The following is an 18,408-nucleotide window of genomic DNA, read 5'->3' on the forward strand; positions in this document are numbered from 1 at the left end:
TAAATAAAAAAGCCCGGTGAGTCAGTGCACCGGGCTTTTGATTAGTTGCGGTATAACACTTTGATAATGTGATAGCCGAATTGTGTGTGCAGTGGGCCAGTTGGCTCCAGCACCGGGCAGGAGAAGACCACTTTATCAAACGCCGGGACCATCTGGCCCTGGCGGAACTCGCCTAAGTCACCACCGCGTTTGCCTGACGGGCAAATCGAGTGTTTCTTCGCCAGTTTGCCGAAGTCGGCGCCGTTTTTAATCTGTTCGAGCAGATCCTGTGCCAGTTTCTCTTCTTTAACAAGGATATGCAGTGCTGCTGCTGTTTTTGCCATGATCGTGCCTTGAGTCGACTAGTTTACGATCGGTATACTACCACGCGTTTTTCCTCCTCTCCCGACTTTCATTGAGTGACCATTTATGCGTTTAAACCCCGGACAACAACAAGCTGTCGAATTCGTCACCGGACCCTGCCTGGTGCTGGCGGGAGCGGGATCCGGTAAAACACGCGTGATCACCAACAAAATCGCCCACTTAATTCGGGGTTGTGGATACCAGGCGCGCCATATCGCGGCGGTCACCTTTACCAACAAAGCGGCGCGTGAGATGAAAGAGCGCGTCGGCCAGACGCTGGGCCGTAAAGAGGCGCGCGGGCTGATGATCTCCACCTTCCACACGCTGGGTCTGGATATTATCAAGCGCGAATACGCGGCGCTGGGCATGAAGTCCAACTTTTCTCTCTTTGATGACACCGACCAGGTGGCGCTGCTTAAAGAGCTGACGGAAGGGCTGATCGAAGATGACAAAGTGCTGTTGCAACAGCTGATCTCGACGATCTCGAACTGGAAAAACGATCTGATGACGCCGGCCCAGGCAGCGGCAAGCGCCAAAGGCGAGCGCGACCGCATCTTTGCCCACTGCTACGGTCTGTACGACGCGCATATGAAAGCCTGTAACGTCCTGGATTTCGACGATCTGATCCTGTTGCCGACGCTGCTGCTTCAGCGGAATGAAGAGGTGCGCGAGCGCTGGCAGAACAAAATCCGTTACCTGCTGGTGGATGAATACCAGGATACCAACACCAGCCAGTACGAGCTGGTGAAATTGCTGGTAGGGCAACGCGCGCGTTTCACTGTGGTAGGCGACGACGACCAGTCGATTTACTCCTGGCGCGGCGCGCGACCACAAAACCTGGTGCTGCTGAGCAAAGATTTCCCGGCGTTGCAGGTGATTAAGCTGGAGCAGAACTACCGTTCGTCCGGTCGCATCCTGAAAGCGGCGAACATCCTGATTGCCAATAACCCGCACGTCTTTGAGAAGCGCCTGTTCTCCGAACTGGGTTACGGTACCGAGCTGAAAGTGCTCAGCGCCAACAACGAAGAGCACGAAGCGGAGCGCGTAACGGGCGAGCTGATTGCCCATCACTTCGTCAACAAAACTGAATACAAGGATTACGCGATCCTCTATCGCGGAAACCACCAGTCGCGCGTCTTTGAAAAGATGCTGATGCAGAACCGCATCCCCTACAAAATCTCCGGCGGTACGTCGTTCTTTTCGCGTCCCGAAATCAAGGATCTGCTGGCCTATCTGCGCGTGCTGACCAACCCGGATGACGACAGCGCTTTCCTGCGCATCGTGAATACGCCGAAACGCGAGATTGGCTCTGCGACGCTGCAAAAACTGGGTGAATGGGCGATGACCCGCAACAAAAGCCTGTTCACCGCCAGCTTCGATATGGGGCTGAGCCAGACCCTGACCGGGCGCGGCTATGACGCCTTAACCCGCTTTACCCACTGGCTGGGTGAGGTGCAGCGTCTGGCAGAGCGCGAGCCTGTGGCGGCAGTACGCGATCTGATCCACGGCATTGATTACGAATCCTGGTTGTATGAAACCTCTGCCAGCCCGAAAGCAGCCGAGATGCGGATGAAAAACGTTAACCAGCTCTTCAGCTGGATGACCGAAATGCTTGAAGGATCTGAGATTGACGAGCCCATGACCCTGACGCAGGTGGTCACCCGCTTCACGCTGCGCGATATGATGGAGCGCGGCGAAAGCGAAGAAGAGGCCGATCAGGTTCAGCTGATGACGTTACATGCCTCGAAAGGGCTGGAGTTCCCCTATGTCTATCTGGTGGGGATGGAAGAGGGCTTATTGCCGCACCAGAGCAGCATTGATGAAGATAACGTCGACGAAGAGCGCCGTCTGGCCTACGTGGGGATCACACGTGCGCAGAAAGAGCTGACGTTTACGCTGTGCAAAGAGCGCCGCCAGTATGGTGAGCTGGTGCGCCCGGAGCCGAGCCGTTTTCTGCTGGAGTTGCCTCAGGACGATCTTATCTGGGAGCAGGAGCGTAAAGTCATTACCGCTGAAGAGCGTATGCACAAAGGGCAGGCAAACGTGGCAAACATTCGCGCGATGCTGGCAAAAGCCAAAGAGAAGGGATAACTATTTGCAGGCCGGGTAAGGCGAAGCCGCCACCCGGCACGCTTCAAAGGGTCACTTCACATCAAGCGCCCAGTGCACATAGCTCTGCCACTGGTACTCCTGCTCAATCAGTTCCGCCCCAAGTGGATGATCCTCAAGCCAGTTTTCCGGTAGCGTCAGCGTCAGTTTCTCATCGTCTGCCGCCAGCGTAATGGCTGGCAGCAAATCATCACGACGCCGGCTGGCAAACAGGATCGCCAGGCGAAGCAGACGACACAGATGCTCCGCCACGCGCGGCGGTACAGCGTTCTGCTGGTGAAGGGAAGAGAGATCGACGGCGTTAGTCTGATTTAGCAGCAGGGTGGCCAGCAGCTTCTTCTGGGCGGGCGTATAGCCCGGTAAATCGAGATTACGCACCAGCCAGGCCGCGTGCAGCGGTGCCTGCTTGTACTCCACGCTGAGACCAATTTCATGTAGCGCACAGGCGCTTAGGAGTAGATCGCGGCTTAACGGTTCAATATCCCAGCTTTTTTTCACCTGATCGGCAAACAGTGACGCCAGTTGACTCACTCTGTGTGCCTGGTCGATATCAACAATAAAGCGGCGCTGAACGTTACGCAGCGTACGGCTACGGATGTCCTGATCGACCGACTGGTGCAGCATTCCGTAGACCAGACCTTCGCGCAGCGCACCGCCTGCCAGGGTCATACACTGGATATTCAGTTCAGTAAAAATGGCGATCAGAATGGCGAGCCCACTGGGGAAAACCAGCGCGCGTTCGAGCGTCAGCCCTTCTATTTCAAGCTCTTCCAGACGACCACACTGGATGGCGCGCTGTTTAAGCTGCTGGAGTTTGGCAAGCGTGATCCGCTCGTCCATTCCCTGTGCCATCATGATTTCCTGCAACGCCTGAACGGTTCCGGACGCGCCGACACACACTTTCCAGCCGTGATAGCGCAGTTCGTCCATAACCGGGCGCAGGACCGCACGCGCCGCGTTTTCCGCCTCGTCAAAATTCTCTTTGGCAAGGTTTCGATCGGTAAAGTAGCGTTCCAGCCAGGTCACACAGCCCATCGACAGGCTGAACAGTGACGTCGCCTGCGCGCCTGTGCCCGTGACCAGTTCAGTACTGGCGCCACCGATATCGACCACCAGACGACGATCGTCGCCGCCGGTCGTATGCGCCACGCCCTGATAAATCAGACGCGCTTCTTCTTCACCGCTGATGACCTGCACCGGGCAGCCCAGAATTTCCTGTGCTCTGGCAATGAAATCGCCAGCGTTAACCGCCAGACGAAGGGTCGCCGTGGCAACAACGCGAATTTGACTGAGCGGGATATCCTGCAAACGTTCTGCAAACAGACGCAGACACTGCCAGCCACGTTCCATGGCTTCCGGGGAGAGGTGATTATCGCTGCTCAGGCCCGCCGCGAGGCGGACCTTGCGCTTAATGCGCGTCAGCGTTTGTATACTTCCCGCCACCTCGCGCACAACCAGCATATGAAAACTATTCGAACCGAGATCAATTGCCGCATAAAGCGAGGTGGAGCTGAGCATATTTTTTAACCTGAACGACGACGATTACGCGGTGCACCGCCGGAACGACGCGGACCATTGCCGGAGCGTGGACGGGTAAGGCGCTTAGGTGGCGGCAGCTCGCTCAACAGCGCGTCCGGATTGTATTTGCTCTGTGGAATAGAGTGACCGATGTAGGTCTCAATGGCCGGAAGATTCAGCGCATACTCTTCACACGCAAGGCTGATGGAGTGACCGCTTGCGCCGGCACGACCGGTACGTCCGATACGGTGTACATAGTCTTCACAGTCATCTGGCAGGTCATAGTTAAAGACGTGCGTCACGGCTGGAATGTGCAGGCCACGGGCCGCCACGTCGGTCGCGACCAGAATATCAAGGTCGCCACGAGTAAATTCGTCGAGAATGCGCAGGCGTTTTTTCTGCGCCACGTCGCCGGTCAGCAGGCCCACACGGTGACCATCTGCCGCCAGGTGACCCCAGATATCTTCACAGCGGTGTTTAGTGTTCGCGAAGATAATCGCGCGATCCGGCCACTCTTCTTCGATCAGGGTTTGCAGCAGGCGCATTTTCTCTTCATTAGAAGGATAGAAGAGCTCTTCTTTAATGCGGTGCCCGGTTTTCTGCTCCGGTTCTACTTCCACATATTCCGCATTGTTCATCTGCTCGAATGCGAGTTCACGTACGCGGTATGACAGGGTAGCGGAGAACAGCATGTTCAGACGCTGGTTTGCCGCAGGCATACGGCGGAACAGCCAGCGGATGTCTTTAATGAAGCCCAGATCGTACATGCGGTCTGCTTCATCCAGCACCACGACCTGGATTGCGCCGAGGTTGATATGGTTCTGTTTGGCGTAGTCGATAAGACGGCCGGTGGTCCCAATCAGGATATCGACGCCGCTTTCCAGCACTTTCAGCTGTTTATCGTAGCCGTCGCCGCCATAGGCCAGGCCAAGTTTCAGGCCGGTGGCTTGCGCCAGGGGCTCAGCGTCTGCGTGGATCTGTACCGCCAGTTCTCGCGTCGGGGCCATAATTAGCGCGCGCGGCTGGTTAACTTTGCGGTCTGCAATCGCCGGGTGAGAAAGTAAATAATGAAACGTTGACGTTAAAAACGCCATCGTTTTGCCAGTACCGGTTTGCGCCTGCCCTGCAACGTCGCGACCGGCCAGCGTCAGCGGCAGGGCGAGAGCCTGAATGGGCGTGCAGTTATGAAACCCTTTAGTTTCAAGGGCTTCGATAACCTTTGGGTGCAGGGCGAAGTCGGAAAACTTCTGTTCTGTTAAATGTGTTTTGCTCATAGTGTGGTAGAATATCAGCTTACTATTGCTTTACGAAAGCGTATCCGGTGAAATAAAGTCAACCTTTAGTTGGTTAATGCGACATCAACACGTCGTTGGTGGAGACAAAACCAACGTACCAGGCTTATTCCTGTGGAGTTATATATGAGCGATAAAATTATTCACCTGACTGACGACAGTTTTGACACGGACGTACTTAAAGCTGACGGGCTGATCCTCGTTGATTTCTGGGCTGAATGGTGTGGTCCTTGCAAAATGATCGCTCCGATTCTGGATGAAATCGCTGACGAATATCAGGGCAAACTGACCGTTGCCAAGCTGAACATCGACCAGAACCCGGGCACCGCGCCAAAATACGGTATCCGTGGCATCCCGACCCTGCTGCTGTTCAAGAACGGTGACGTGGCGGCGACCAAAGTGGGCGCACTGTCCAAAGGTCAACTGAAAGAGTTCCTGGACGCTAACCTGGCGTAAGGTTTCTCAGCTGAGCGTCCAGAACGCCTAATTAACGGCGAGCTCTGGACGCCCGGCTTTAGTCGTGCTAAGTTAGCTATGACTACGTTTTAAACATATCTTGTTGTTTGAATCTTGTTTTACCCGATACTTCCCGTTGTTAACTTAAACAGTGCGTGAAGTTGCTAGATTCCGGGCTTGTCACTCAATCCGTCTTGTCGTTTCAGTTCTGCGTTCTTTCCCTGTGACCAGACAGCGAACAGACATGAGGTGATGGCCGCTAAACAGGCATGGATGACCCTGCCATACCATTCACAACATTAAGTTCGAGAATCACCCCGAGTTTAAGAACCCACACCATTATGAATCTTACCGAATTAAAGAATACGCCGGTTTCTGAGCTGATCACTCTCGGCGAAAATATGGGACTGGAAAACCAGGCTCGTATGCGCAAGCAGGACATCATTTTCGCCATCCTGAAGCAGCACGCTAAGAGTGGCGAAGATATCTTTGGCGACGGTGTGCTGGAGATACTGCAAGACGGATTTGGTTTCCTCCGCTCCGCAGACAGCTCCTACCTCGCCGGCCCTGACGACATCTACGTATCCCCTAGCCAAATCCGCCGTTTCAACCTCCGCACTGGTGACACCATTTCAGGTAAGATTCGTCCTCCAAAAGAGGGTGAACGCTACTTTGCGCTGTTGAAGGTTAACGAAGTTAACTACGACAAACCGGAAAACTCCCGCAATAAGATCCTGTTCGAGAACTTAACGCCGCTGCACGCTAACTCTCGTCTGCGCATGGAGCGTGGTAACGGGTCTACTGAAGACTTAACCGCTCGTGTGCTGGATCTGGCATCGCCAATTGGTCGTGGCCAGCGTGGTCTGATTGTGGCGCCGCCAAAAGCCGGTAAAACCATGCTGCTGCAAAACATCGCGCAGAGCATTGCTTACAACCATCCAGACTGTGTGCTGATGGTGCTGCTGATTGACGAACGTCCGGAAGAAGTAACCGAGATGCAGCGTCTGGTGAAAGGGGAAGTGGTTGCGTCTACCTTCGACGAGCCTGCTTCTCGCCACGTTCAGGTTGCGGAAATGGTCATCGAGAAGGCGAAACGCCTGGTTGAGCACAAGAAAGACGTGATCATCCTGCTCGACTCCATTACCCGTCTGGCGCGTGCCTACAACACCGTGGTGCCGGCTTCCGGTAAAGTACTGACCGGTGGTGTGGATGCTAACGCCCTGCATCGTCCGAAGCGTTTCTTCGGTGCGGCGCGTAACGTGGAAGAGGGCGGTAGCCTGACCATTATCGCGACGGCGCTGATCGATACCGGCTCCAAAATGGACGAAGTTATCTACGAAGAGTTTAAAGGTACAGGCAACATGGAACTGCACCTTTCTCGTAAAATCGCAGAAAAACGCGTCTTCCCGGCGATCGACTACAACCGTTCCGGTACCCGTAAAGAAGAGCTGCTTACCACTCAGGAAGAGCTTCAGAAAATGTGGATCCTGCGTAAAATCATCCATCCAATGGGCGAAATCGACGCAATGGAATTCCTCATTAACAAACTGGCGATGACCAAAACGAACGACGATTTCTTCGACATGATGAAACGCTCGTAACGCAAATAATCCCAGTAAACGCCACGTTTTTACGTGGCGTTTTTTATTTATGGACTATACGCTATTACCATACACTCCCAATTTTGACCGGTCGGTGCGAGAATGAGATAATTCGCACAGTAAAAATATTAATAGCTTGAATAATAAACAAATGGGTCGCAAGAGGTATGCTTTATGCCTTCTGGCTTGATGCCATCATGGTTATACTTCTTTGACTAACATATGTTGAGAACATCCATTGTGAACCTATTCGATACGTTTGCTGAACTAACCAGTATTTTTTTGTTTACTACTTGCTTTCTTTTTTTCGCGCGCAAGGTGGCAAAGTATCTGGGGTTAGTGGATAAACCCAATTTTCGTAAACGGCATCAGGGTATGATCCCCTTGGTGGGTGGTATCTCCGTTTTTGCAGGTGTCTGTTTCACTTTTGCTATCGCTGATTACTATATCCCTCATGCAAGGTTATACCTCAGCTGCGCGGCGGTTCTGGTTATTGTGGGGGCACTGGATGATCGTTACGATATCAGTGTAAAAATTCGAGCTCTCGTACAGGCTGCTGTTGGTATTGCCATGATGGTGGCAGCAAAACTTCACTTGAGCAGCCTTGGTTACATTTTTGGTTCCTGGGAGATGGTGCTCGGACCATTTGGTTACTTCCTCACACTCTTTGCCGTATGGGTTTCAATCAATGCCTTTAATATGGTCGATGGGATAGATGGTTTATTGGGCGGATTATCTTGTGTCTCATTTGCTGCTATTGGCATTATCCTATGGTTTGATAGTCAATACAGCCTGGCAATGTGGTGTTTCGCCATGATTGCGGCCATTCTACCCTACATCCTGTTAAATCTTGGGGCGCTGGGCCGTCGCTATAAAGTCTTTATGGGCGACGCGGGTAGCACATTGATTGGTTTCACTATTATCTGGATCTTGTTGGAAACTACGCAGGGTAAAACTCACCCTATCAGCCCGGTAACGGCTCTCTGGATTATCGCCATCCCGCTGATGGACATGGTCGCTATAATGTACCGCCGTCTGCGTAAAGGGATGAGCCCGTTTTCTGCCGATCGGCAGCATATTCATCACCTGATTATGCGCGCCGGCTTCACGTCTCGTCAGGCATTTGTGTTGATTACGCTTGCGGCTGCTATTCTGGCTGCGATTGGCGTAGCCGCGGAATACGCACATTTCATTCCTGAATGGGTAATGTTGGTATTATTCTTGCTAGCATTTTTCATGTACGGTTACTGCATCAAGCGTGCATGGAAAGTCGCGCGTTTTATTAAACGTTTAAAACGCAGGATGCGTCGGAACAGTGGCAAAAACACAACATTAACTAAGTAAAACCGGGACTATGATGACTCAACCGTTGGCGGGAGCGAAATCAGTGGGCACTGAGAACGAGCTGGATATTCGTGGTTTGTTTCGCGTGTTATGGCAGGGCAAACTGTGGATTGTGGGGATTGCCCTGGGGTTCGCGCTGTTAGCGCTTGCCTACACCTTCTTTGCAAAACAAGAGTGGAGCGCCACGGCGATCACAGACCGACCAACGGTGAATATGCTTGGAGGCTACTACTCCCAGCAGCAATTCCTGCGTAATCTTGATATCAAGGCCAATCTGGCGACCCCGGATCAGGCCTCGGTGATGGATGAATCCTACAAAGAGTTTGTGATGCAGCTGGCGTCGTGGGATACACGTCGCGATTTCTGGTCCCAGACGGACTACTACAAGCAGCGTATGGTCGGTAACAGCAAAGCGGATGCCGCGCTGCTGGATGACCTGATTAATAACATTCAGTTTATGCCTGGCGATGTACTCCGTAACGTTAGCGACAGCGTGAAGCTGATTGCGGAAACGGCGCCGGACGCCAATAACCTGTTGCGTCAGTACGTTGCTTTTGCCAGCCAGCGCGCGGCCAGTCATCTGAATGACGAGCTGAAAGGCGCCTGGGCTGCGCGTACTATTCAGATGAAAGCGCAGGTCAAACGTCAGGAAGAGGTCGCTAAGGCTATCTTCGCCCGTCGCGTACATAATATTGAGCAGGCGCTGAAGATTGCGGAACAGCACAATATTTCCCGTAGCGAAACGGATGTTCCGGCTGACGAACTCCCGGATTCAGAAATGTTCCTTCTTGGTCGCCCAATGCTTCAGGCACGTCTGGAAAATATCCAGGCCGTTGGCCCTGACTTTGACCTTGATTACGACCAAAACCGCGCCATGCTCAATACGCTCAACGTCGGTCCAACGCTGGACCCGCGTTTTCAGACCTATCGTTATTTAAGAACGCCTGAAGAGCCTGTAAAACGCGATAGTCCGCGTCGCGCATTCCTGATGATCATGTGGGGGATTGTGGGCGCACTGACTGGTGCTGGCGTAGCGTTATTGCGTCGCCGCACAAACTAAGAACGCCGTCTACGATGAAGGCTGCGTCCTTCATCGTCTAATCGAAGAGAATCGATGTGAAAGTACTAACCGTATTTGGCACCAGGCCGGAGGCCATCAAGATGGCGCCTCTGGTTCATGCGCTGGCCAGAGATCCTGATATTGAAGCGAAAGTGTGCGTGACTGCCCAGCACCGTGAGATGCTCGATCAGGTCTTAACCCTCTTTTCTATCGTCCCGGATTACGATCTCAATATAATGAAACCGGGACAGGGACTGACGGAAATCACCTGCCGTATTCTGCAAGAATTAAAGCCTATTCTGGAGTCGTTCAAGCCGGATGTGGTGCTGGTGCACGGCGACACCACCACCACCGTGGCGACCAGCCTGGCCGCGTTCTATCAGCGTATCCCCGTTGGTCATATTGAAGCGGGTCTGCGTACCGGCAATCTCTATTCCCCGTGGCCGGAAGAGGCCAACCGTACGCTCACCGGTCACCTGGCGATGTACCATTTTGCGCCAACCGAGAACTCACGCCAAAACCTGCTGCGCGAAAATATCAGCGACAGCAAGATCTTTGTCACCGGCAATACGGTCATTGATGCGCTGATTTGGGTGCGTGACCGCGTGCTGGCTAACAGCGAGCTTCAGGCAGAACTTGCTGCGCGCTATCCGTTCCTGAACAACGGCAAGAAAACGATTCTGGTGACGGGCCACCGCCGCGAAAGCTTTGGCCGTGGCTTTGAGCAAATTTGCCACGCGCTGGCTGAAATCGCCGCGCAGAACGAGGATGTGCAGATTGTCTATCCGGTGCACCTCAACCCGAACGTCAGCGAACCGGTCAACCGTATCCTGGGCCACGTGGAAAACGTGCTCCTGATCGAGCCGCAGGACTATTTGCCATTTGTCTGGCTGATGAACCACGCCTGGCTGATCCTGACCGATTCTGGCGGCATTCAGGAAGAGGCGCCCTCCCTCGGTAAGCCGGTACTGGTGATGCGTGAAACCACCGAACGCCCGGAAGCGGTTACTGCCGGTACCGTGCGTCTGGTGGGAACGGATCCGCGTAGTATTGTCGAAGAGGTCACGCGCTTACTGCATGACGATGAAGAGTATCAGGCGATGAGCCGGGCCCACAATCCGTACGGTGACGGGCAGGCTTGTGGTCGTATTTTGCACGCACTTAAACACAATCGGGTAACACTATGAGTTTTTCTACCATCTCTGTTGTTGGTCTTGGCTATATCGGGCTGCCTACTGCGGCGGCCTTTGCCTCTCGTCAAAAGCAGGTCGTTGGCGTAGATATCAACGCGCACGCGGTGGAAACCATCAACCGTGGCGAAATTCATATCGTGGAGCCCGATCTCGATCGTGTGGTGAAAAAGGCGGTGGACGGTGGCTTCCTGCGCGCCAGCACCACGCCGGTAGAAGCCGATGCGTACCTGATTGCGGTTCCAACGCCCTTTAAAGGCGATCATGAGCCTGACATGGTTTACGTCGAGGCGGCGGCAAAATCCATTGCGCCTGTGCTGAAGAAAGGGGCGCTGGTTATTCTTGAGTCCACTTCACCTGTTGGGGCTACCGAGCAGATGGCGCAGTGGCTGGCCGAGGCGCGTCCCGATCTCAGCTTCCCGCAGCAGGCGGGCGACGAGGCCGATATCAATATCGCCTACTGTCCTGAGCGCGTACTGCCCGGCCAGGTGATGGTGGAACTGATTAAAAATGACCGCGTGATTGGCGGCATGACGCCAGTCTGCTCCGCGCGCGCCAGCGAGCTGTATAAAATTTTCCTTGAAGGCGAATGTGTGGTGACCAACTCCCGCACCGCCGAGATGTGCAAACTGACCGAAAACAGCTTCCGCGACGTTAATATCGCGTTTGCGAATGAACTGTCGTTGATTTGCGCCGATCAGGGGATTAACGTCTGGGAACTTATTCGCCTTGCCAACCGTCACCCCCGCGTGAACATCCTTCAGCCGGGGCCGGGCGTGGGTGGGCACTGCATCGCGGTCGATCCGTGGTTTATCGTGGCGCAGAACCCGGAACAGGCACGCCTGATTCGCACCGCACGCGAAGTAAACGACCACAAACCGCACTGGGTCATCAACCAGGTCAAAGCCACGGTCGCGGATTGCCTGACCGACAGCGGCAAACGCGCCAGTGAGCTGAAAATTGCCTGCTTTGGTCTGGCATTCAAACCGAATATTGACGATCTGCGCGAAAGCCCGGCGATGGAAATTGCCGAAATGATCGCTGCCTGGCACAGCGGTGAAACGCTGGTGGTTGAGCCGAATATTCATGCGCTGCCGGCAAAACTTGCCGGTCACTGCACCCTTACCGCCCTGGATGACGCGCTGGCGACGGCGGATGTGCTGGTGCTGCTGGTGGATCACAATGCGTTCAAAGCGGTTTCCGGTGATGCCGTACGTCAGCAGTATGTTGTTGATACCAAAGGAGTGTGGCGTTGAGTATCCTCAACGGCGTGCTGGAGTCCCTTGAGTGGGAAAGCGCATTCTTTGCGCGTCCCTCAGCGATAGTGCGTCTGCGCGACAATGCCCCTGCGTTGCAGGAAGCAGACTTCAGCGCCTGGCAGCGCGTACAGGCTAAGATCCCGGCGGACCGCGCCGATCTGCTGGACGCCCTCCAGCAGCACGGATTCCGGCTGGTCGAGGGTGAGGTTGATCTCTCTGTTACCGTGGCTCGCCACGCCTCACCGGGCGCGGAAATTGCAACGGAGCAGGATATCCCCGCGCTGCGCAAGATGGCGGCGCTGGCCTTCGCTCAGAGCCGTTTCCGGGCGCCCTGGTATGCGCCCGATGACAGCGGTCGCTTTTATGCCCAGTGGATAGAGAATGCGGTTAAAGGCACGTTTGACCACGTCTGTCTGGTCTTCCGTACTGCCGGGGGGCAGATTCAGGGTTTTGTTTCGCTTCGCAGGCTCAACGAGCACGAGGCGCGCATCGGTTTGTTAGCCGGGCGCGGCATGGGCGAGAAACTCATGCAGGCGGCGCTGCACTGGGCGGAGCAACAACAGGTATCGACGCTGCGGGTCGCAACCCAGATGGGCAACACCGCTGCGCTTAAACGTTATATTGCGAGTGGTGCCAGCATCGACGCCACCGCCTACTGGTTATACAGGTGACAAGATGATTCCATTTAACGCGCCTCCCGTTGTGGGCACTGAACTTGATTACATGCAGTCTGCTATGGGCAGCGGCAAGCTCTGTGGTGACGGCGGTTTTACCCGCCGCTGCCAGCAGTGGATGGAGCAACGTTTTCACAGTGCCAAGGTACTGCTGACGCCGTCCTGTACCGCATCGCTTGAGATGGCGGCGCTGTTGCTGGATATCCAGCCCGGCGATGAAGTGATCATGCCGAGCTACACCTTCGTCTCCACGGCGAACGCGTTTGTCCTGCGCGGGGCGAAAATCGTGTTTGTGGATATCCGTCCGGATACTATGAACATCGACGAAACGCTGATTGAAGCGGCGGTCACCGATAAAACGCGGGCGATTGTGCCGGTGCATTACGCGGGCGTGGCCTGTGAGATGGACACCATCATGGCCATCGCTAAAAAGCACAACCTGTTTGTGGTGGAAGACGCCGCGCAGGGCGTGATGTCCACCTACAAAGGGCGCGCGCTGGGCACCATTGGTCATATCGGCTGCTTTAGCTTCCACGAAACCAAAAACTACACCGCAGGCGGAGAAGGCGGCGCGACGCTGATTAACGATCGTGCCCTGGTGGAGCGTGCGGAAGTGATCCGTGAAAAAGGGACCAACCGCAGCCAGTTCTTCCGCGGTCAGGTGGATAAGTACACCTGGCGCGATATCGGCTCAAGCTACCTGATGGCGGATTTGCAGGCCGCGTATCTCTGGGCGCAGCTGGAAGCGGCAGAGCGCATCAATCTGCAACGCCTCTCCCTGTGGCAAACCTACTACGACGCGCTGGAGCCGCTGGCAAAAGCCGGACGTATTGAACTGCCGACTATTCCGGCAGACTGCATCCACAACGCTCACATGTTCTACATCAAGCTGCGCGATAACGACGATCGCAGCAAGCTGATTGCCTGGCTGAAAGAGGCGGAAATTATGGCGGTATTCCACTATATTCCGCTGCACTCCAGCCCGGCTGGCGAAGCCTTCGGGATGTTTGCCGGTGAAGACCGCTACACCACCAAAGAGAGCGAACGTCTGCTCCGCCTGCCCCTGTTCTACAACCTCGCGCCGGTGAACCAGCGTACGGTGATCAATTCGCTTCTGAGTTATTTCGCCTGATATGTCTCTGGCAAAAGCGTCGGTGTGGACGGCAGCGTCCACGCTTGTAAAAATTGGCGCCGGGTTACTGGTCGTCAAGCTGCTGGCCGTCTCATTTGGTCCGTCAGGCGTTGGGCTGGCAGGGAACTTCCGCCAGCTGGTCACGGTGCTTGGCGTGCTGGCGGGAGCCGGGATATTCAATGGCGTCACCAAATACGTCGCGCAGTATCATGACGATGCCGAAAAGCTCCGCACGGTGGTGGGCACCTCCTCTGCAATGGTGCTGGGCTTTTCTACGTTGCTGGCCGTCGTCTTTTTGCTGGCGGCGGCACCCATCAGCCAGGGACTGTTCGGACACACGCATTATCAGGGGCTGGTGCGCCTGGTGGCGCTCGTTCAGATGGGGATCGCCTGGGCAAACCTGCTGCTGGCGCTGATGAAAGGCTTCCGTGATGCCGCCGGGAATGCGCTGGCGCTGATCCTCGGCAGCATCATCGGCGTTGTCGCCTACTACTTTTGCTATCGGCTGGGCGGCTATGAAGGCGCGCTGCTGGGGCTGGCGCTGGTGTCTGCGCTCGTTGTCATTCCGGCAGCGTTTATGCTGATGCGCAGAGGCAATGTCCCGCTGAATTACCTGAAACCGCAGTGGGACAAGATGCTGGCGGGGCAGCTAGGAAAGTTTACCCTGATGGCGCTCATCACTTCGGTAACGCTTCCCGTTGCCTACGTGATGATGCGAAACCTGCTGGCAGCGCATTACAGCTGGGATGAAGTGGGGATCTGGCAGGGCGTGAGCAGTATTTCAGATGCTTACCTCCAATTTATTACGGCTTCCTTTAGCGTCTATTTACTGCCAACCTTATCGCGCCTGACTTCCAGGCAGGATATTACCCGCGAGATTTTTCGCTCCCTGCGTTTTGTATTGCCGGCGGTTGCGATCGCCAGCTTTACCGTCTGGTTACTGCGTGATTTCGCCATCTGGCTGCTGTTTTCGGCGAAGTTTACCGCCATGCGCGATCTGTTTGCCTGGCAACTGGTCGGCGATGTGCTGAAAGTGGGGGCATACGTTTTCGGCTATCTGGTGATTGCGAAGGCTTCGCTGCGGTTGTATATCCTGGCAGAGATCGGCCAGTTTGCGCTGCTGACGGCATTTTCTCACTGGCTGATCCCCACCCACGGTGCGCTGGGGGCGGCTCAGGCCTATATGGCAACTTATATCGTTTATTTCGCTGCCTGTTGCGGCGTATTTTTACTTTGGCGTAAACGCGCATGACTGCACTGATACACATACTGGGATCGGATATCCCGCATCATAACCAGACCGTTCTGCGGTTCTTCAACGATGAACTGGCATCCGGCACGCCCGATGCGCGCGAGTTTATGGTCGTTGGACGCGATAACGGCCTGAGCGCGGCGTGTCCGGCATTGCACATCACCTTCTGGCCAGACAAAGCGGCCCTGACCAAAGCCGTTGTCGCGAAAGCCAAAGCGGACCGAAGCCACCGTTTCTTCTTCCACGGACAATTCAATACCGGGCTGTGGCTGGCGCTGTTAAGCGGCGGGATAAAACCTTCCCAGTTCAGCTGGCATATCTGGGGAGCAGATCTCTACGAAGTCTCCCACGGCTGGAAGTTCCGTCTTTTCTATCCGCTGCGTCGTCTGGCGCAGGCGCGCGTGGGCTGCGTTTTTGCTACCCGTGGCGACCTCAACTATTTTGCTAAACAGCACCCGAAGGTTCGCGGGGAACTGCTCTATTTTCCGACCCGTATGGATCCGGCACTGAATACCATGGCGAATGACGCGGTTCGTGAGGGCAAACTGACTATCCTGGTGGGAAATTCCGGCGATCGCAGTAACGAGCATGTCGCGGCGCTGCGGGCGGTGCATCAGCAGTTTGGCGATACGGTGAACGTGGTGGTGCCGATGGGCTATCCCGCCAATAACGACGCCTACATCGATGACGTTCGCCAGCAGGGGCTTGCGCTGTTTAGCGCGGAAAATCTGCACATTCTCAGCGATAAGCTGGAATTTGATGACTATCTCGCGCTGCTGCGAAAATGCGATCTGGGCTATTTCATCTTTGCCCGTCAGCAGGGGATTGGTACGCTGTGTCTGCTGATTCAGGCGGGCGTACCGTGCGTGCTCAACCGCGAAAACCCGTTCTGGCAGGACATGGCCGAACAGCATATTCCGGTGCTGTTTACCTCTGACACGCTTAATGTCGAGGTGGTACGGGAAGCGCAGCGTCAGCTCACGCTGGTGGATAAAAATAGCATCGACTTTTTCAGCCCGAACTATCTCACGCCGTGGCACCGCGCGCTGCGTATTGCTTCAGGAGACAACGCATGAGCCAGTTGCAATTTAGCGGCTTGCTGGTGGTCTGGCTGCTGAGCACGCTGTTTATCGCCACGCTCACCTGGTTTGAATTCCGGCGCGTACGTTTTAACTTCAACGTATTCTTCTCGCTGCTGTTTTTGCTGACCTTTTTCTTTGGCTTCCCGCTGACCAGCATCCTCGTGTTCCGCTTTGATGTGGGCGTCGCTCCGCCGGAAATCTTGTTGCAGGCGCTGCTCTCTGCGACCTGCTTTTACGCGGTGTATTACGTCACCTATAAAACGCGCCTGCGCGCGGCGAAAGACACCACACCCCGTCGTCCACTGTTTACTATGAATCGGGTAGAAACCCATCTGACGTGGGTTATGCTGATGACTATCGCCCTCGTCAGCGTGGCGATTTTCTTCATGCATAACGGCTTTTTACTGTTTAAGTTGCAGTCCTATAGCCAGATTTTCTCCGCCGAAGTCTCCGGCGTCGCGCTCAAACGTTTCTTTTATTTCTTCATTCCGGCGATGCTGGTGGTCTTTTTCCTGCGTCAGGACAGCAAAGCCTGGCTGTTCTTCCTGGTCAGCACCGTCGCATTTGGCATTCTGACCTACATGATCGTCGGCGGCACCCGCGCTAACATCATTATCGCCTTCGCGATTTTCCTGTTTATCGGCATTATTCGCGGTTGGATCTCGCTGTGGATGCTGGCGGCGGCAGGCGTCTTTGGCATTGTGGGGATGTTCTGGCTGGCGCTGAAGCGCTACGGACTGAACGTGGCCGGCGACGAAGCGTTTTATACCTTCCTGTATCTGACGCGCGATACCTTCTCTCCGTGGGAAAACCTGGCTTTACTGCTGCAAAACTACGACAAAATCGAATTCCAGGGGCTGGCGCCGATTGTTCGCGATTTCTATGTCTTTATACCGACGTGGCTGTGGCCCGACCGTCCCGGTATTGTCCTGAATACGGCGAACTACTTTACCTGGGAAGTGCTGAACAACCATTCGGGCCTGGCGATTTCCCCAACCCTGATTGGCTCGCTGGTAGTGATGGGCGGAACGTGGTTTATCCTGCCGGGCGCGATCGCGGTCGGGCTGATCATAAAATGGTTCGACTGGCTATATACGCTGGGTAACGAAGAGACCAACCGCTACAAAGCCGCTGTTTTGCACAGTTTCTGTTTCGGTGCCATTTTCAATATGATCGTTCTGGCGCGCGAGGGGCTGGATTCATTCGTCTCACGCGTGGTGTTCTTTATGGTCGTTTTCGGTCTCTGTCTGCTGCTGGCAAAACTGTTGTACTGGTTGTTTGACAGTGCAGGGCTTGTGCACAGACGTGAGCCACAGGGCAGCACAACGCTGTCGCAAGTCTGAGTAGGGATTATGATGACGGATACAACTTCAGCCCCGCGTTACGCGCTGCGTGGGCTACAGCTTATTGGCTGGCGTGACATGCAACACGCGCTGGATTTCCTGTTCGCGGACGGGCAGATGAAATCGGGTACGCTGGTGGCCATCAACGCAGAAAAAATGCTGGCGGTTGAAGATAATGCGGAAGTGAAAAGCCTGATTGAAGCCGCGGAGTTTAAATACGCCGACGGTATTAGCGTGGTGCGTTCAATTCGTAAAAAGTTTCCAGGCGCTAATGTGTCTCGCGTGGCGGGAGCTGACCTCTGGGAACGGCTTATGGAACGCGCAGGCGCTGAAGGCACGCCGGTATTTTTGATCGGCGGCAAGCCAGAGGTGTTGGCGCAGACCGAACAAAAGCTGCGTAGCCAGTGGAATGTTAACATCGTGGGCAGTCAGGATGGCTATTTCAGGCCGGAAGATCGCCAGGCGTTATATGAGCGCGTGCGCGACAGCGGGGCGAAAATTGTCACTGTCGCCATGGGGTCGCCGCGCCAGGAAATTCTGATGCGCGATTGCCGTCTGGTCAGCCCGGATGCGCTCTATATAGGTGTCGGCGGCACCTACGACGTCTTTACCGGCCACGTTAAGCGTGCGCCCAAAGTCTGGCAAAACCTGGGGCTGGAGTGGCTCTACCGCCTGCTTTCTCAACCGACGCGTATCAAACGACAGATTCGTCTGCTGCGCTACCTCGCCTGGCACTACACCGGGAAAATGTAAT

16 protein-coding genes are annotated in these 18,408 nt (G+C 55.0%); 13 read left to right on the plus strand and 3 right to left on the minus strand.

Translation table 11 applies throughout. The annotated features are described in order from the left end of the window. Nucleotides 1-41: 41 nt before the first annotated feature. Complete coding sequence (ppiC, locus tag L463_RS17720; protein WP_006812396.1) at nucleotides 42-323, minus strand: peptidylprolyl isomerase PpiC; 282 nt, start codon at nucleotides 321-323, stop codon at nucleotides 42-44. Nucleotides 324-408: 85 nt separating this feature from the next. On the opposite strand from ppiC, the gene rep reads away from it, so the two are divergent. After that, complete coding sequence (rep, locus tag L463_RS17715; protein WP_015570023.1) at nucleotides 409-2,433, plus strand: DNA helicase Rep; 2,025 nt, start codon at nucleotides 409-411, stop codon at nucleotides 2,431-2,433. A 51-nt stretch (nucleotides 2,434-2,484) separates the two neighbouring features. Here rep and gppA read toward each other — a convergent pair whose 3' ends face one another. Then, nucleotides 2,485-3,969, minus strand: coding sequence for a guanosine-5'-triphosphate,3'-diphosphate diphosphatase (gppA, locus tag L463_RS17710; RefSeq protein WP_017383602.1), 1,485 nt, complete (start codon nucleotides 3,967-3,969; stop codon nucleotides 2,485-2,487). 5 nt (nucleotides 3,970-3,974) lie between these two features. Beyond that, complete coding sequence (rhlB, locus tag L463_RS17705) at nucleotides 3,975-5,243, minus strand: ATP-dependent RNA helicase RhlB (protein WP_006812393.1); 1,269 nt, start codon at nucleotides 5,241-5,243, stop codon at nucleotides 3,975-3,977. A gap of 144 nt (nucleotides 5,244-5,387) precedes the next feature. On the opposite strand from rhlB, the gene trxA reads away from it, so the two are divergent. From trxA to wecG, 12 genes are all read left to right on the plus strand, one after another. Beyond that, nucleotides 5,388-5,717: a thioredoxin TrxA gene (trxA, locus tag L463_RS17700; RefSeq protein WP_006812392.1), complete on the plus strand. Its 330-nt coding sequence runs from the start codon at nucleotides 5,388-5,390 to the stop codon at nucleotides 5,715-5,717. 341 nt (nucleotides 5,718-6,058) lie between these two features. After that, a complete protein-coding gene (gene rho, locus L463_RS17695; protein ID WP_001054528.1) occupies nucleotides 6,059-7,318 on the plus strand; it encodes a transcription termination factor Rho in 1,260 nt (419 codons plus the stop codon). A 222-nt stretch (nucleotides 7,319-7,540) separates the two neighbouring features. Further along, a complete protein-coding gene (gene wecA / locus L463_RS17690) occupies nucleotides 7,541-8,662 on the plus strand; it encodes a UDP-N-acetylglucosamine--undecaprenyl-phosphate N-acetylglucosaminephosphotransferase (RefSeq protein ID WP_045324788.1) in 1,122 nt (373 codons plus the stop codon). 13 nt (nucleotides 8,663-8,675) lie between these two features. Beyond that, nucleotides 8,676-9,722 carry an ECA polysaccharide chain length modulation protein gene (gene wzzE / locus L463_RS17685; protein ID WP_017693953.1) on the plus strand — a complete coding sequence of 349 codons (1,047 nt, stop codon included), beginning with the start codon at nucleotides 8,676-8,678 and terminating at the stop codon, nucleotides 9,720-9,722. Between the two features lie 56 nt (nucleotides 9,723-9,778). Further along, nucleotides 9,779-10,909 (plus strand): non-hydrolyzing UDP-N-acetylglucosamine 2-epimerase, encoded by a 1,131-nt coding sequence (gene wecB / locus L463_RS17680; protein WP_032103907.1) that lies wholly within the window; start codon nucleotides 9,779-9,781, stop codon nucleotides 10,907-10,909. After that, nucleotides 10,906-12,168 carry a UDP-N-acetyl-D-mannosamine dehydrogenase gene (gene wecC / locus L463_RS17675; RefSeq protein WP_023295724.1) on the plus strand — a complete coding sequence of 421 codons (1,263 nt, stop codon included), beginning with the start codon at nucleotides 10,906-10,908 and terminating at the stop codon, nucleotides 12,166-12,168. The genes wecB and wecC overlap by 4 nt, the downstream gene beginning before the upstream one ends. Further along, the gene (gene rffC, locus L463_RS17670) at nucleotides 12,165-12,842 is read left to right on the plus strand and encodes a dTDP-4-amino-4,6-dideoxy-D-galactose acyltransferase (protein WP_023295725.1); all 678 of its coding nucleotides are present in this window, start codon (nucleotides 12,165-12,167) and stop codon (nucleotides 12,840-12,842) included. Before wecC ends, rffC begins: the two co-directional genes overlap by 4 nt. A 4-nt stretch (nucleotides 12,843-12,846) precedes the next feature. Further along, entirely contained in the window at nucleotides 12,847-13,977 is a 1,131-nt protein-coding gene (gene rffA, locus L463_RS17665; protein WP_015570019.1) for a dTDP-4-amino-4,6-dideoxygalactose transaminase, read from the plus strand. A 1-nt stretch (nucleotide 13,978) separates the two neighbouring features. After that, complete coding sequence (gene wzxE / locus L463_RS17660; RefSeq protein ID WP_032673089.1) at nucleotides 13,979-15,229, plus strand: lipid III flippase WzxE; 1,251 nt, start codon at nucleotides 13,979-13,981, stop codon at nucleotides 15,227-15,229. Then, nucleotides 15,226-16,305 (plus strand): TDP-N-acetylfucosamine:lipid II N-acetylfucosaminyltransferase, encoded by a 1,080-nt coding sequence (locus L463_RS17655; RefSeq protein WP_023295727.1) that lies wholly within the window; start codon nucleotides 15,226-15,228, stop codon nucleotides 16,303-16,305. The genes wzxE and L463_RS17655 overlap by 4 nt, the downstream gene beginning before the upstream one ends. Beyond that, on the plus strand, nucleotides 16,302-17,654 hold the full coding sequence (gene wzyE, locus L463_RS17650) for an ECA oligosaccharide polymerase (RefSeq protein ID WP_017693948.1): 1,353 nt from the start codon (nucleotides 16,302-16,304) through the stop codon (nucleotides 17,652-17,654). Before L463_RS17655 ends, wzyE begins: the two co-directional genes overlap by 4 nt. Before the next feature lie 12 nt (nucleotides 17,655-17,666). Then, on the plus strand, nucleotides 17,667-18,407 hold the full coding sequence (wecG, locus tag L463_RS17645) for a lipopolysaccharide N-acetylmannosaminouronosyltransferase (RefSeq protein WP_032673329.1): 741 nt from the start codon (nucleotides 17,667-17,669) through the stop codon (nucleotides 18,405-18,407). The last annotated feature ends 1 nt before the right edge of the window (nucleotide 18,408 follow it).

Source organism: Enterobacter sp. BIDMC 27, assembly GCF_000534415.1.
Classification (GTDB): domain Bacteria; phylum Pseudomonadota; class Gammaproteobacteria; order Enterobacterales; family Enterobacteriaceae; genus Enterobacter; species Enterobacter hormaechei_C.